The organism is Microcystis sp. M169S2 (assembly GCF_020245865.1).
Taxonomy (GTDB): domain Bacteria; phylum Cyanobacteriota; class Cyanobacteriia; order Cyanobacteriales; family Microcystaceae; genus Microcystis; species Microcystis ichthyoblabe_A.
Map to the genome: position 1 here is coordinate 35,592 of NZ_JADBUB010000202.1, position 13,996 is coordinate 49,587.

The 13,996-nt window shown below is 43.4% G+C and carries 12 protein-coding genes, 1 tRNA gene and 1 pseudogene; 9 read left to right on the forward strand and 5 right to left on the reverse strand.

All coding sequences use genetic code 11. From position 1 onward, the window contains the following. Positions 1-3: 3 nt before the first annotated feature. From IM485_RS19100 to IM485_RS19120, 5 genes are all read right to left on the reverse strand, one after another. Complete coding sequence (locus tag IM485_RS19100; protein ID WP_287745017.1) at positions 4-1,827, reverse strand: phosphodiester glycosidase family protein; 1,824 nt, start codon at positions 1,825-1,827, stop codon at positions 4-6. A 62-nt stretch (positions 1,828-1,889) separates the two neighbouring features. Then, on the reverse strand, positions 1,890-2,441 hold the full coding sequence (locus tag IM485_RS19105; protein ID WP_002796199.1) for a type II toxin-antitoxin system VapC family toxin: 552 nt from the start codon (positions 2,439-2,441) through the stop codon (positions 1,890-1,892). A gap of 17 nt (positions 2,442-2,458) precedes the next feature. Beyond that, complete coding sequence (locus IM485_RS19110; protein ID WP_002773869.1) at positions 2,459-2,893, reverse strand: type II toxin-antitoxin system VapC family toxin; 435 nt, start codon at positions 2,891-2,893, stop codon at positions 2,459-2,461. Further along, entirely contained in the window at positions 2,878-4,425 is a 1,548-nt protein-coding gene (locus IM485_RS19115; protein ID WP_287745019.1) for a bifunctional pantoate--beta-alanine ligase/(d)CMP kinase, read from the reverse strand. The genes IM485_RS19110 and IM485_RS19115 overlap by 16 nt, the downstream gene beginning before the upstream one ends. Positions 4,426-4,438: 13 nt before the next feature. Continuing rightward, positions 4,439-4,705 (reverse strand): hypothetical protein, encoded by a 267-nt coding sequence (locus IM485_RS19120; RefSeq protein WP_287745021.1) that lies wholly within the window; start codon positions 4,703-4,705, stop codon positions 4,439-4,441. A 236-nt stretch (positions 4,706-4,941) separates the two neighbouring features. Between IM485_RS19120 and IM485_RS23085 the strand changes: the two are divergent. The 9 genes and pseudogenes from IM485_RS23085 to malQ form a co-directional block, all read left to right on the forward strand. Further along, positions 4,942-5,076: pseudogene (locus tag IM485_RS23085) on the forward strand (DUF6883 domain-containing protein); the annotation flags it as partial. A 3-nt stretch (positions 5,077-5,079) separates the two neighbouring features. After that, on the forward strand, positions 5,080-5,331 hold the full coding sequence (locus IM485_RS19125; RefSeq protein WP_287745023.1) for a DUF4926 domain-containing protein: 252 nt from the start codon (positions 5,080-5,082) through the stop codon (positions 5,329-5,331). Between the two features lie 295 nt (positions 5,332-5,626). Next, on the forward strand, positions 5,627-5,932 hold the full coding sequence (locus IM485_RS19130; protein ID WP_271937189.1) for a CU044_2847 family protein: 306 nt from the start codon (positions 5,627-5,629) through the stop codon (positions 5,930-5,932). Positions 5,933-5,941: 9 nt separating this feature from the next. Continuing rightward, on the forward strand, positions 5,942-7,237 hold the full coding sequence (locus IM485_RS19135) for a S1 family peptidase (protein WP_287745026.1): 1,296 nt from the start codon (positions 5,942-5,944) through the stop codon (positions 7,235-7,237). Positions 7,238-7,434: 197 nt separating this feature from the next. Further along, entirely contained in the window at positions 7,435-10,032 is a 2,598-nt protein-coding gene (locus tag IM485_RS19140) for an AAA family ATPase (protein WP_287745028.1), read from the forward strand. Between the two features lie 454 nt (positions 10,033-10,486). Further along, positions 10,487-11,224 carry an HAD family hydrolase gene (locus IM485_RS19145; protein ID WP_104396751.1) on the forward strand — a complete coding sequence of 246 codons (738 nt, stop codon included), beginning with the start codon at positions 10,487-10,489 and terminating at the stop codon, positions 11,222-11,224. Positions 11,225-11,309: 85 nt separating this feature from the next. Next, a tRNA-Gly gene (locus IM485_RS19150) sits at positions 11,310-11,380 on the forward strand. Between the two features lie 262 nt (positions 11,381-11,642). Continuing rightward, entirely contained in the window at positions 11,643-12,098 is a 456-nt protein-coding gene (locus IM485_RS19155) for a DUF29 domain-containing protein (RefSeq protein WP_104396750.1), read from the forward strand. Between the two features lie 253 nt (positions 12,099-12,351). Then, positions 12,352-13,854 (forward strand): 4-alpha-glucanotransferase, encoded by a 1,503-nt coding sequence (gene malQ, locus IM485_RS19160; protein ID WP_104396749.1) that lies wholly within the window; start codon positions 12,352-12,354, stop codon positions 13,852-13,854. Positions 13,855-13,996: the final 142 nt, after the last annotated feature.

Genomic DNA, 13,996 nt, shown 5'->3' on the forward strand with positions numbered 1-13,996 from the left:
CTTTCAAGGAGACGGGGATAAAAATATTCCTATTCCATTATGGACTTTTGCGGCGGTAACGGCAGAGCGATCGAGCAGATAACCCGCCAAGGCTATCCCGGTGGAACTACCCCCATCTAGGTTTAAACCGTCCTTTGCCGCCATTAACAGCAAAATTCGGGCTAATTCGCCTAAAGTTGCCCCCCTTCCCCCGACGCGATTATGGATAGCAACTAGCAAAATTTTTCCTTCTTGGCTAACTGCGATCGCACTGCGGGAAGCTTGTTGATTTTGGAATGCCGGACTAAATTTTTCGGCATTTCCATCCAAAACTATGCGTCCATTCTGCAATAATAGGGGACCTGCACCTAAAATCTGGGGATAATCAGCAAAATCTCCCGGTAGGGTGACGCTATCGAGGTTGACTCTTTCACCAATCTTTAAATTAATATCTGTCTTTCGGCAGATGACTAAATAGCCATTTTCTGGTATGTCTATACTGTTCTGTGGGGAAAGATTATTTAATTTCTCCGTTACGCGATCGCCTTGGACGACTAACCCGGTTTCGCGCTCGGTGAGGGGATGATAATTACTTCCCCAATCGCGAGTATAACGACTGCAGCCGGCTGTTAGGAAAGCACTATTTAAATGGGTTAGGGGAAAACGTTGTCCGGTGGCAGTAATGAGGGTTTCCTCTAAACTGAGGCGATCGATCCTGATTTTACCACGATTATCCCATGCGATCGCTCCTCGGTTTAAAATTGGTCCAGATAACCATTTGCCATCCACACGAATTGCTCCCAAAGGTAACTGATTATTACGATTAAAAAAGCCGCCATTAATCATCGCTACTGCGTTACTTTCGCTATTAATCGTGATCAGGGGATTAGTGCCGCGCATTGAGGTGGAATTAGCGGTGATTGGTTTAATAGTTATCTGGGGATTTCTGGGATCGATTTCTAACCAAGTCACGGGAAACCAATCTTTGTCTAACTGGATATATTTTTGATTCCAGATTAACCCTGTTTGCCAAACAATGCGCTTTTCATCCATAGCATCGGGACGAGAATCAATGATAATTCGGGGAGGATTATCCACACTGCTGATCTGTAATCCGTAGGCAGTGGGAAGGTTAATTTTTAAACGACTGATAACTCCATTATTTTCTAAGGAAGTGATCTGAGTGGCTAAGTTATTATTGGAGTTACCGAGATCATCTTCATCGTTATTTTGATTACTGTTGCTGATAGTTTGGGGTTGAAACTTAGAGATAAGGGATTGCTGGGCATTTCCTTCTAGGGTAATCACTGCTTGATTTTTTGCCTGACTAACTTGCCAAAAGGTCGGGCGATCGAGTTGAATAATAATCCTTTGTACTGCTCCATAATTTTCTAGCTGAATATCTTGCATCTGAGGAGCAGGAAAGTTAATAGTTAAACTATCACCATTAATAGTGGTTGTTGCCCCCATTTTTAGTAAAATATCTGTAACGTCCAGCCAGCGATCGGAATTGATCAAATTAGCTGATAAAGTTTGTAAATTAAACCAGTTTATCGGTTGCTTTTTTGGATCATTTGTGCTAAGAAAATCCATGCCGAATAATTGTCTTGCTCCCGTGTCACCCATGGCGATTCTGGTACTATTTGCTGCTGTCCACTGTCGCCAAGAAACGGGCAAAGAACGACCATTAAGAATAATTTTTTTTCCCTGTTGCTGGTTTGATAAATCCCGAGAAGCTAAAGTTATTGGTGATCTGTGATCGGCTAAAGATATAGCTGGACTGCCGATAATTATCAAGGAAGTTACCGTTAAACAGATAGATTTGATAGTAAGGGAATTTATAAGCATAAGTTTTTGTGATGATTATCACCTAGAATTTACATTAGGGAACCCAAACAAACTTGATAAAATTATATAAGTAACAAAGCCGTATCAGTATCACAAAAATTAATAGCATTTCCTTGATTATTAGTAATTAATGTATTGAGTTTCAGCAAATCTTCATCTACTGAAATAAATACTTCTGCGTTAAAGTGAATAGCCGTCGCTACATGGAGCGCATCAGCAGCTCTAATACCTCTCATTTGTAGTTCCAAACAATTTAATTGTAATTCTACGATTGTAGAAGTAAGATCGAGAGCAGTGATTCCGAAAAACCTCACTACATTAAAAGTTTGCACTACAATTGAACGAGCAGCTAAAACCCTAAAGTTACTAGCATTTTCCATCCCTATAGTCACAGAAGTAAATTGCTTAAATAGTGCTTCTTCGACTTCATAGTAGGTCAGACTGGATGTTGCTGCTAAGTGTGAAGAAGCGATTTTTTTAAGTACACTTTCGGCATCTTGAGATAGTTGAGCAGGAGTGCGACCACGGCGATTTGTAGGACGTAAATTTATTCCTCCCAAGATCAAGGGACTCAGGTAATCAATAAAAACACCTGTATCTAAATAGATTTTCAATTTTGTCAACCTTTACACTAAACTTTACTTTCAAGTTGAGCTAATAATTCTTCAGGTGTTACTACCATCGGTTTAGAGTTATATAGATAACTAGAGGCTTTTTTAAGTTTTTGATCATAGGTAACTAAATAATCACAATTAGCGGCACTACTTAAAATTAAAACATCATTCGAGTGTACCAAAATATTGCGAATATCTCTAGCATTTTGCCAATATTGATCAAGTTTTACTAAATCAAAATCCAAGATAGTCACCTTTTCTTGAATCCGATCGACTATTTCAGGATGATTACGAACTTCTGCCAAAAATAATAACTCTTGTAAAACGATCGCATTAATAGCAAGACAAACGCGATCGAGTATTTCTCGATCAAATAAATGCACACTGGCAAGATCTCCTCGTAGATAAGAAATCAAAACATCAGTATCTAAAAAAACTAGAGGCTTCTCCATTGATTTTCTTCTCCTTGATGATAAAGAGCAATGATTTTTTCCGTGACTTCTGTAATAGTGAGATGATCGGTATTAACTTCGATCGCATCTGTGGCTTTTCGCAGGGGTGCTAGGGAGCGATTACTATCCAAATAATCCCTTTTTTCAATCTCTTGGGTTAATTCTGCGAGACTAATCCCACCATTTCCCTGCGCTTCTAAGTCTTTTAATCTCCTTCTGGCTCTTTCTTCGGGTGTCGCTGTCAAGAAAATCTTTAATTCCGCTTCTGGGAAAACATTAGTACCAATATCCCGACCTTCCACAACTATTCCCCCCGACATTCCCAGCTGTCTTTGCAGGGTGACTAACTGCTCTCTCACCGCTTTTTGAGCGGCAATTCTGGACACTTGCGAGGTAATTGCGGGAGAGCGAATCTCTAAAGTCACATCCTGCCCGTTAATCTTCACTATAGTCACATTTTCGGGACTATCGGCCGGGATTATTTCTATCTTCGCTAAAGATAATAACTCGGCGATGGCCGCTTCTGCGGACAAATCCAGACCGGAATTCACCACTAACCATGTCACCGCGCGATACATCGCACCGGTATCGAGATAGGTTAACCCCAATTTTTCGGCTACTAAGCGCGTTACCGTCGATTTTCCTGCTCCAGCAGGTCCATCAATAGCGATAACTGCCCGACGTTGACGCAAGATAATATTATCAATTAAACGGGTTTGGCCGACCGATCCAGCGATCGCTAACAGTCCCCCTGTCTCGATCTGCTCGATCGGTTGTAAACTCTGGGGATGGACTAAATCCAGATACTGAGGGCGAAATTCTGGCACTCTGTCGAGATTTTTTTGCACAATAGCCAGTAATTTTTCCCTTTGTCTTTCCCCTAAACGAAAACTTTCGAGGGCTAATTGCAAACTTTGGGCGATAATTGTCGCTTTTTCCCTTTCTGCGGCCGATAGATACTGATTGCGAGAACTAACTGCTAATCCCGATGTTTCTCGCACTGTAGCACAAGCGCGAATCTCGATCGCTAAATTTAAATCCCTGACTAATTGCCGGATAATCGCTAACTGTTGGGCATCCTTTTCGCCAAAATAGGCGATCGTCGGTGCAATAATATTAAACAACCGCGTGACAATTGTGGCTACTCCCTGAAAATGTCCCGGACGAAAAGCACTACATAACCCGCTAGTCAGAGAAATCGGGGGAACAACTGCGGTTATCTCCTCAGAATTACCAATTCCTAAAGTTTCCGCACTGGGAGCAAAAATAGCAGCAACTCCCAAAGATTCACACAATTGGCGATCGCTGTCAAGGCTGCGGGGATAGCGAGAAAAATCCTCTGTGGGGCCAAATTGTAGAGGATTAACAAAAATACTGACCACAGTTACCTCCGCTTCCGTCACTGCGCGTCGAATTAGACTAGCATGACCTTTATGGAGGGCGCCCATGGTTGGCACGAGGGCAATACTATGATCATGGCGATAATCAGCCAAAAAAGTGCGTAAACCAGGGATTGTTGTGAATATTTGCACAGGGTTCACTCCTTTAATAGCCTATTCCACTACTATTCGCCAGGGGATGCTGCCCGATGATCGATTCGGCTGCTTCCGGGGAATCGGCTTTAAATAATAACATCCCATCGCCTCTTTCTGTCCAATAACTCGTTTTTTGCCTCCTGTGCTGTCTTGAAAGAGGGTGTAGGGTGTGGGGTGTAGGGAAAGAAACCTCTTTCATCTGTGGGGGTGAAAATTTTTTCATCGGGACTGACTTGATTAAACGCTGCATATATGCTTGTTTAACAAACCGGGGCATAATTTTTTTCAGGACAATGACTGGTGAGCAGCCCGAAAATTATATAGATTAATGGCAAAAAAAACTTGACAAAATCCCTCGATTTAACCTATACTTTCTAGTATAATGGGAATCCGTGCCGAAATATATATAAGCCTTTTTAGTCCAGACTATTTCAAAAAAAAATTATGCAATTACAACCCCAAAAAAAACTTGAAACAATATCAATTAATACACTTGATCGGTGAATCGAATAGGGAACCTTCGATCGAGTCGAGGGGGAATTAATCAGCAGTAATCAAGTTCCCCTATTCGTTGTCACGATTTGGCTAAAACGAAACCTAGATCATCAATTTCAATTTATCACCCTCAAACCCCGAAAGGAAAAATAAACCATGGCGCAACTCTACGAAGAAGTGACCCTAGCCCGCGACGTTCCCGAATACAATCTTAAGCAGGGTGATTCGGCGATTCTTGTCGATATAGTTCCCCATCCGAAGGGGGGTGAGGAAGGATATGTTTTAGAACTATTCAACGAAGCCGAGGAATCGGTTAACGTCGTCATTGTCCCGAAATCGGCGATTCAAGAAGAGGAAAAAGAAGGTTCCTCGTTACTTGGTATGGTTCGATATGGGGGCATAAATTGACTAAATCCTTATCTGGCAAGAGACTTAATTGATTAGTTTGTTCTAGAGCGAAAACAATTGACAAAAATCGCAGCAATGTCTGTCTCTATCGGGGTTTCATTCCTTATAACCCCCTCCACTGCATAACACAAATAGATTAATGGCAAAAAAGACTTGACAAAATTCCTCGATTTGACCTATACTTTTTATTATAATGGGAATCCGTGCCGAAATATATATAAGCCTTTTTACTTCCGCTATAAGTTTGTCCGAGAAGCAATCGAGAAAACCATAAACGGGTCATTGGAGGAGCCTTATGCCAGAATCTAAATCTGAGATTATTTCAGTTAAAGTTAAAGAAAATGTCACCATGTTAGTGGAAGCGAGAAGTTTCGGTGGTGAACGGGAAGTATCCGATCAAATATTTGACTTTCAAAGTGTGGCTGATACAATTGAGGCAGTTACTGAATCGATCGCTGCTACGATAAGTAAAGTGCAGCCCAAAAAGGCCACCGTAGAATTTGGGGTAGAAGTCAGGATAAAATCTGGTAAACTAACCGCTTTAATTGTGGAAGGTGAAGGAAAGGGAAATTTAAAAATTACCCTAGAATGGGGAGGATAAATTGATTAAATGCTTACCCCGGAATCTCTACCTCCGTACACTGTCAGGTTAAAGTTAATCTATGGGTCAGGAACAGGCTTTTTTGTGGGACAAGGGTTAATTTTGACCTGTCTTCATGTGGTGAAAGATGCGCGGGATAATCGCGAGACTATCGAGATAATTTGGCAAGGTCAAATTTCTGGGGCTAAAATTATCAACTTACCGAATCTAGATGGGATCGATCTGGCTCTTTTACAATTAAACTCGTCTTTAGATCACAAATATGTCGATTTTGATCACGATTTACAATTAACAGATAAATTATACACTTTCGGCTATACCAACGATTATCCGAACGGTGATCCTAGTGACTTTGAGTATATAGGTTTAACGGGGGATGAAAACCCCCTAATCAAGTTTAAATTAGGGCAAGTACAACCCGGTTTTAGTGGTTCACCTCTGTTAAATTTACGCACGGGGAAAGTGTGCGGAGTGGTGAATATAACCAGAGATGAGTATAGTGATTTAGGAGGAAGAGCGATTCCAGTTCAGACTATTTTTAAATATTTTCCGCAATTACAACCCCAAAAAAATGCCCATAATCCTTTTAAACCCACTTCCGGAGGTATTAAAGAAATTCAGCAGATTTTTGGCCGAGAACAAGAAATTAAAGATATTTTTGAGGTTTTAAATTCCGGCAGTAGTGCTGCTATTATCGGGGAAAGGGGAACGGGAAAAACCACCCTGCTTTGGGGAATTTACCATCAAGCAAGGGAGTATTTGCTTAGTCATCGACAACCCTTATATCTAAACTTAGAAGGATTAGCAGGAGATAAGGATTTTTATTATGAATTATGTCATCAGATTGGTATAGCTGCGAATTACGATAAACCGCTCAAAGGAACTAGATTAACTAGGGAATTAGAAAAACATAAAATCCTGTTATTATTGGATGTGGTAGATAATATGACTCAAAAATATTTCAGCTATCAGCTTAGAAGTCAATTAAGAGAGTTAGCCAATCGTCCCGATCCACCTTTAAGATTAGTAGTAGCGGCTAATCGTTCCCTTGATGTTTTATTTCCTGATAATAAAGGAGGTGATTCACCTTTCGAGGGAATTTGTCAACAATTTCCGATTAAATTATGGGATGAAGCTAAAATTAAAGAGTTTATTAGTCATCGTCTAATTCAAACTGGAGTGACTTTTACTGAGGAGGAAATAAGTTCTCTTGTTAGGCAAAGTCAAGGAAAGCCGCGAGAGGTGATGCAAAGTTGTTTTAAACTTTATCAAACCAAAGTCAATAACTCAGCATCCCGAACTTAGGTTATAACTAAACAATAAGTTGATTTAATTTTGGGTTTGATCCCCCCTGCCCCCCTTGATAAGGGGGGTTTGATCCTACCTTGATAAGGGGGTTTGATCCCCCCTACCCCCCTTGATAAGGGGGGTTTGATCCTACCTTGAGTAACACCTAACTACTTAATAAACCATCACCGGGTAAATAGCTAGAGATAAAAATTATGAAGGAAAGCACCGTCCCTAGAATTAATCTCGCTCCTAAACTCAAACGCGATTTATCTTTATGGAATCCCTTTGATTATCTTTTGCTGTTGTACTGGGTGTTTTATTTTCCCCAAGCAGTGCGCTGGTATGTGGAAACGAGAGGCGGCGGCGATAAATTAAAAGAACAGAAAACATGGCGCGATACAAGGCAATTTCTCCGCGACCATCCCGTACAATTGCGTCTAGGGATTCAGGGTCTTCTCTTAACTGTAATTACCCCTCTGATTATCTGTAGCATAGCGGCAAATTTAGGACTTTCTGTTAATTGGGTGGGCGTGGTGTCCGGCGTGGTGTTCGGCGTGGTGTTCGGCGTGTGGTTCGGCGTGGTGTCCGGCGTGGTGTTGGGCGTGGCGTTGGGCGTGGCGTTGGGCGTGGTGTGGAGCGTGGTGTCCGGCGTGGTGTTCGGCGTGGTGTCCGGCGTGGTGTTGGGCGTGGTGTTGGGCGTGGTGTCGAGCGTGGTGTCCAGCGTGGTGTCCGGCGTGGTGTCCAGCGTGGTGTCCAGCGTGGTGTCCGGCGTGGTGTCCAGCGTGGTGTCCGGCGTGGTGTTCGGCGTGGTGTTGGGCGTGGGGCACGGCGTGGTGTTGGGCGTGGGGCACGGCGTGGGGTTTATATTCGCCTTTTTCCGTCCTGATAATTGGCTAATCGGGCTTTTTGCTGGCCCTCAAGGGCGACTTTTTCCCCGTATTACCTTTCTACCGCTGCCGGGGTTAACCTCGACTCTACAACAATGGTTACAGCAAGACTGGGAAACGGCTATTAATAACCTCAATCAATACTTTCGGTACAGCCGCCAGTTTATTCCTGTCCTTGTCGCCATTAACCGCGTTTTATCGCAATTCCCAGAGGCAGAAATTATCTATCGGGTGTCCCGTCTGGCAGAAAATCCCTCCGATTGGCAATTGTTAAAATATGCGTCCGCGAAACTGTTTTTTCTTACTGACAGCAAAATCCGTCTAGATACCCCTGCTCGTGCCGCCGCCGCTGGTTTTTGGTATCTTCACCAACAGGACACCGAAAAAGCCGAAAAAGCCTTTGCTGTGGTACGTTCCCTCGCCTACGGGGAAGAAATGTATAGCCTCGCCCAAACTTTACACCGATTTAGTCTGGCAGCAACTCCCGATAGTATCGCTTCCCTGGAGGTTGCCCCCATTGCCCCAGAACCGTCATTACGTCCGCAAACTTGGCAAGCTATCAGCAGTTTAAATCGAGTTATCACAGAAATAGCTTTAGTCCAGGGAAGTTACTCCCAACAGACCAGATCCCTCGCTCTTAATCGGATTATCGGGGAATTAAGGGATATAACCGACCAAAAGGCGGCCAATTTACCCCAAGCAGAAAAAGAATTAATCCTTTCTATCGCCGAAAAATGGGCAAAAATTAGCACATCCATCGCGAAAACGGTGGGAACGGTAACTATTACCCAACAGATTCCTAATCTCTACACTATCGGTGATCCGGTGATCGGTAAACGCTTTGTTGGTCGTGGGGATATCCTGCGGGAACTTCAGTCAATGTGGTCCGGAGATAACCTATCCTCCGTAGTTCTCTATGGTCATCGTCGCATGGGTAAAACTTCGATTCTACGCAATCTGGAGGCCTATCTCCCACCAAATGTCTCGGTTATCTACATTAATTTACAGCGCTTGGCCACAGTAACCAGCCTAGCCGAAGTTCTCCTGACTATGGCTGAGGAAATCGCCCAAACTTTGGCAATTGATGCCCCAGAAGAGGAAAAAATCTCCCAACATCCAGAAATGTATTTTAATCGTTATTTAGACCGTCTGATGCGCCAGATTCTGCCGGAAAAAGCTAAAACCGGTTTAATTATTGCCCTCGATGAGTTCGAGATAATTGAGGATTTAATCGAAGCGAATACCCTCCCCCGGAATTTCCTCGGCTATCTGCGTTCCCTTGTCCAGAGTAGTCCGCGTCTAGCTTTTGTTTTTGCCGGATTACATACCCTAGAGGAGATGACTGCCGATTATTTTCATCCTTTTTTTGGCAGTGTTTACCCGATTCCGGTCAGTTTCCTCTCTCCTGAATCTACTCGCGTTATCCTCGCTAATCCCGTTGGGGAAGACGAGGATTTTCCCCTAGACTATACCCCATCCGCTTTGGACAAAATTTATCAATTTACCCACGGTCAACCCTATTTAGTACAACTGATCGGCTTTCATCTGGTACGTTTTTATAATAAACAGGTCTTTGAGTTGCAACGTCCCCAAGATATTCGTTTTCAGGTGGAAGATGTGGAAAAAGCCATCGATGCTGAGTTTTTCCAAAGGGGGAATTATTATTTTACGGGTGTCTGGAAACAGGCTAAACAAGATGCGGCCGGACAACAGGAAATTTTAATAGTTCTTTCTCCCCATCTGCAAGGATTAACCCGGGCAGATTTACTGTCCAGCACCGGATTAACTGCCACAACTCTCGACTGGGCCCTAAAAACCCTTGAAAATCATCATGTCATCGAATGCCAAGACTCTCGTTATCGGATTGCTGTGGAATTATTCCGTCGTTGGGTATCGGAAACGAAACAAGAAACAATGACCTAAATTCTTTTGTTATATTTTTGGCTAATATCTCAGCCCAGAATGGGGCTTGCTTAATAAATGTGAAATGTAGGCAAGGCAAGGGTTTTGGGGGTCTGTCTTGCGAAACAGGTGCAAGGAGAGAATCGTGCTTCAAAACCTTGCGTCTTCATCGGCCCGCGTCCTGTAGGGGCGAAGCATTCGGGCAATAACCTATCACTGAAACCGTAGATTTTCTATCCGAATGCTTCGCCCGTACTTTTTTAGCAAACCCAAAATAGGGGGGTTACAGGGCAGCACGGATTCCCACTACAACAAAATAATAGAACAAATCTGGAAATTTGTCAAGGCCTTGGCAATTTTCCGGTTAAAATTGTTTGTTGAGATGGGGTCAGGGACAAGACCCGCCCGGCCCCGACGAAAAACTTTAGTATAATCAAGAACACTGAGTATTTATTAGCTTTTCTGTCTAAGATTGATGTTAAAGGCTGTTCTGTTCGATTTTAATGGGGTGATCATCAATGATGAACCGATCCATCAAGAGTTAATTAATGAAATCTTGCTCGGGGAAAATTTACTGCCCCTAGGGTCGGAATTTGCGGAGTTATGTCTGGGAAGAAGCGATCGCGTCTGTTTGCGTAATGTTCTCACCCGTCGCGGTCGTCAAGTAACCGAGGAGTATCTGACTAAGTTAATTAACAAAAAAACCAGTTTATACCGAGAAAGATTAGGAAAATTAGAGAAACTTCCTATTTATGAAGAGATATACTCTTTTTTAAAACGGGTTAAGGCCAGGGATCTACAAATCGGTTTGGTGACGGGAGCAATACGCTCGGAAGTAGAATCAATCTTGCAACAGACGGGCCTTTGGGATTACTTTAGTGTCATTGTCACCGGTGATGAGATCAGCACCAGTAAACCCCAACCGGATGGTTATTTACTGGCCGTAGAAAGATTCAATCGTTGGAATTTTAATCTACAGTTGCAACCCTGGGAATGTCTGGTGATTGAAGATACTTTTGCCGGTTGCGAAGCGGCAAAAAGAGCGGGAATGCAGGTGGTGGGAATCGCTCATACCTATCCCTTCCATTTTATGCAGAGAGTGTCCAACTGGGCGATCGATAATTTCTCCCAACTAGACCTCGATCGCGTGGAAGAAACTTTTAGCCAAATCGGGGATAAAAAGGAGCGATCGGGATTTTTAGGCAATTTATAACCATCTAGGGGCGATTAACAAGCTGAAAATCCCTACTTGTAAAAATCGGCAATTCGTGTTATGCTAACGAAAGTGCTAAGAAAATGCGGGTGTAGTTTAGTGGTAAAACCCTAGCCTTCCAAGCTAATGATAGGGGTTCGATTCCCCTCACCCGCTTAAGTTGTTGTCCAGTGATAGATTATCTGTCGTCTGATGGATAAGGGTTTTCGGCTATTGTAGTAGATATGTATGGGAGAAGTTCAGTGAGTAACGCACAGAAAACGGGTTTCTCGGAGAAACCCGTTTTCTACTCATGCAAAAGGCAAAACGGAGTTTGGTTCTCACAAGATATCTATAATCTTAGAGGAGTTGGAAGTATTAAAAAAAGTTTTGAGTCGGTTCGGCTAGGATAGTGAAAGAATACCGAGAGGACGTGAGCATGACACCAACAACCACGAAAACGCTCTACGATACCGATTTCGCTCTCTGGATCGACGAAACAGTAGATCGATTAAAAGCCGGAGATTTCGCTGCGATCGATCTGGACAATTTAATCGAGGAGGTGGAATCCTTGGGAATTGGTCAGCGTAAATCGGTTCATAGTTTTCTGGTTCGTTTACTGGAGCATCTCTTAAAACGGTGTTATGTCGCTCTCCCGGATTGTTATCGGGGATGGGAGATCGAGATCCGGAATTTTCGCAACGAGTTAAAAAAAGAGTTTAAATACTCACCGAGTTTAAAAAGCTTTCTAGTCGAGATCTTTGGGGAATCCTACGGGGAAGCGTTGGAGTCGGTGCGCGAGGATTATCCTGATACCAGTTTTCCTGATGTTTGTCCTTTTGCGAAGGATGTGGATACTCTGTTAACTGAAAAGTTTTGGCAAGAGAGAAAATAACTATACTGAAAAACCTAATCACTGGATCAGACTTACCGAACCACTCGCAAAGACAAAAGAATCTTAATCGATAAAACCCCACACCCTAACCCCACCAACAAACTTTTTCAGCAGACCCTACATTATAGGTCTAATAAAGTTGTTAAGTATTGCCGTTATCGATCGAGATCGGGTTAGCTTGGAGATAGCAGTGAGCATTCAGCTTTAAACACTTAATAACTGCTAACCGAATCACTGATAAGGGGGTTTTTTCATGGCTTTTAGCCGTTCTAGCGGTATTTTGCTTCATCCCACCAGTCACCCCGGCCGTTACGGGATTGGAGAACTAGGTAGGGAAGCCTATCAATTTATCGATTTTTTGGCTCAAAGTGGTCAAAAACTCTGGCAAATTCTCCCTTTAGGCCCCACAGGGTACGGTAACTCTCCCTACATGAGTTTTAGCGCCATTGCCGGCAATCATCTCCTGATTAGTCTCGATCTTCTTCGGGAGAAAAACCTGCTTAGTGACGCAGATTTCGAGGATATTCCCGATTTTCCCCTCGATCAAGTGGATTTTGATAAATTGATCGCTTGGAAAATTCCCCTACTTAGAAAGGCGGCGAGCAATTTTGTCAAGGGTTCTGACACAATTCTTTACAAACAGTTTGCCGGCTTTTGTGCTGGCAATGCCGATTGGTTAGAGGATTACGCCCTATTTATGGCTTTATCCCACGCTTACCAGGGTAAACCATGGATGGAATGGCCGACAGAAATTCGCGAACGTCATTGGGGTGCGTTGGAAACACCGAAACAGGAGTTACAAGAGGAGATTTTTCTGCACAAATTCCTGCAATTTGAGTTTTTTGAGCAGTGGTTAGCCCTAAAACGCTATGCTAACTCCCTCGGTATCGAGATTATCGGTGATATCCCCATTTATGTCTCCCATAATAGTGCCGATGTTTGGGCAAATCCGCAGGTTTTCCGACTAGATCCGCAAACCGGTAATCCCTTGGAAGTGGCGGGGGTCCCCCCGGATTATTTCTCAGAAACGGGGCAATTATGGGGAAATCCTCTTTATAACTGGGATTATCTCAAAAATACGGGCTTTGACTGGTGGGTACGCCGTTTAAAAGCGGTTCTTTCCCTAGTCGATATCATCCGTATCGATCATTTTCGCGGATTAGAGGCCTATTGGGCGGTGGCTTTTGGCCAGGAAAATGCTATTAATGGTCATTGGCTCAAGGCCCCGGGTTATGATCTCTTTAATACTATTGGCGCTCGTTTGGGTAAATTGCCGATTATTGCCGAAGATTTGGGCGATATCGACCAAGCAGTTCTAGATTTTCGCGATCACTTTGCTTTCCCGGGGATGAAGATTCTCCACTTTGCTTTTGGGGGTGATGCGGGTAATCCCTATCTTCCTTTCAACGTCGAACGCAACTGTGTGATTTATACCGGCACTCACGATAATAATACTACTGTGGGCTGGTTTCAGGATAACGCCAACGACTACGAAAAAGCGCGACTATATCAATATCTTGGCGCTCCCAGTGGTCAGGGAGTGGCTTGGGATCTGATTCGACTGGCCTATAGTTCCGTGGCTAATCAGGCGATCGTACCGTTACAGGATGTGTTAGGTTTAGGATCGGATGCGCGTATGAATACCCCCAGTGTCGCAGAAGGGAATTGGTCATGGCGCTATCGTCAGGAAGCTTTAACCGGAGAATATAGCGATAGATTGCGAGATTTAGTCAATCTTTTTGGCAGAAATCGTTAAATAGGGTTTGCTGAAAAAGCTTTTCCTGGGGGCAGGGTGTGGGGTGTGGGGTGTGGGGTGTGGGGTTTTACCGATTTTGAGGTAGTCAATTACCTAATTTTCAGGGAAAAAGTACCTGAATTTTCCCCCCGATCCCCGCAAC

Bases quoted from the DNA above. Each gene is read 5' to 3' on its own strand.
- IM485_RS19120 (WP_287745021.1), bottom strand. From the start codon at position 4,705: ATGCCCCGGTTTGTTAAACAAGCATATATGCAGCGTTTAATCAAGTCA.
- IM485_RS19110 (WP_002773869.1), bottom strand. From the start codon at position 2,893: ATGGAGAAGCCTCTAGTTTTTTTAGATACTGATGTTTTGATTTCTTAT.
- IM485_RS19135 (WP_287745026.1), top strand. From the start codon at position 5,942: ATGCTTACCCCGGAATCTCTACCTCCGTACACTGTCAGGTTAAAGTTA.
- IM485_RS19155 (WP_104396750.1), top strand. From the start codon at position 11,643: ATGACACCAACAACCACGAAAACGCTCTACGATACCGATTTCGCTCTC.
- malQ (WP_104396749.1), top strand. From the start codon at position 12,352: ATGGCTTTTAGCCGTTCTAGCGGTATTTTGCTTCATCCCACCAGTCAC.
- IM485_RS19100 (WP_287745017.1), bottom strand. From the start codon at position 1,827: ATGCTTATAAATTCCCTTACTATCAAATCTATCTGTTTAACGGTAACT.
- IM485_RS19125 (WP_287745023.1), top strand. From the start codon at position 5,080: ATGGCGCAACTCTACGAAGAAGTGACCCTAGCCCGCGACGTTCCCGAA.
- IM485_RS19145 (WP_104396751.1), top strand. From the start codon at position 10,487: ATGTTAAAGGCTGTTCTGTTCGATTTTAATGGGGTGATCATCAATGAT.
- IM485_RS19130 (WP_271937189.1), top strand. From the start codon at position 5,627: ATGCCAGAATCTAAATCTGAGATTATTTCAGTTAAAGTTAAAGAAAAT.
- IM485_RS19140 (WP_287745028.1), top strand. From the start codon at position 7,435: ATGAAGGAAAGCACCGTCCCTAGAATTAATCTCGCTCCTAAACTCAAA.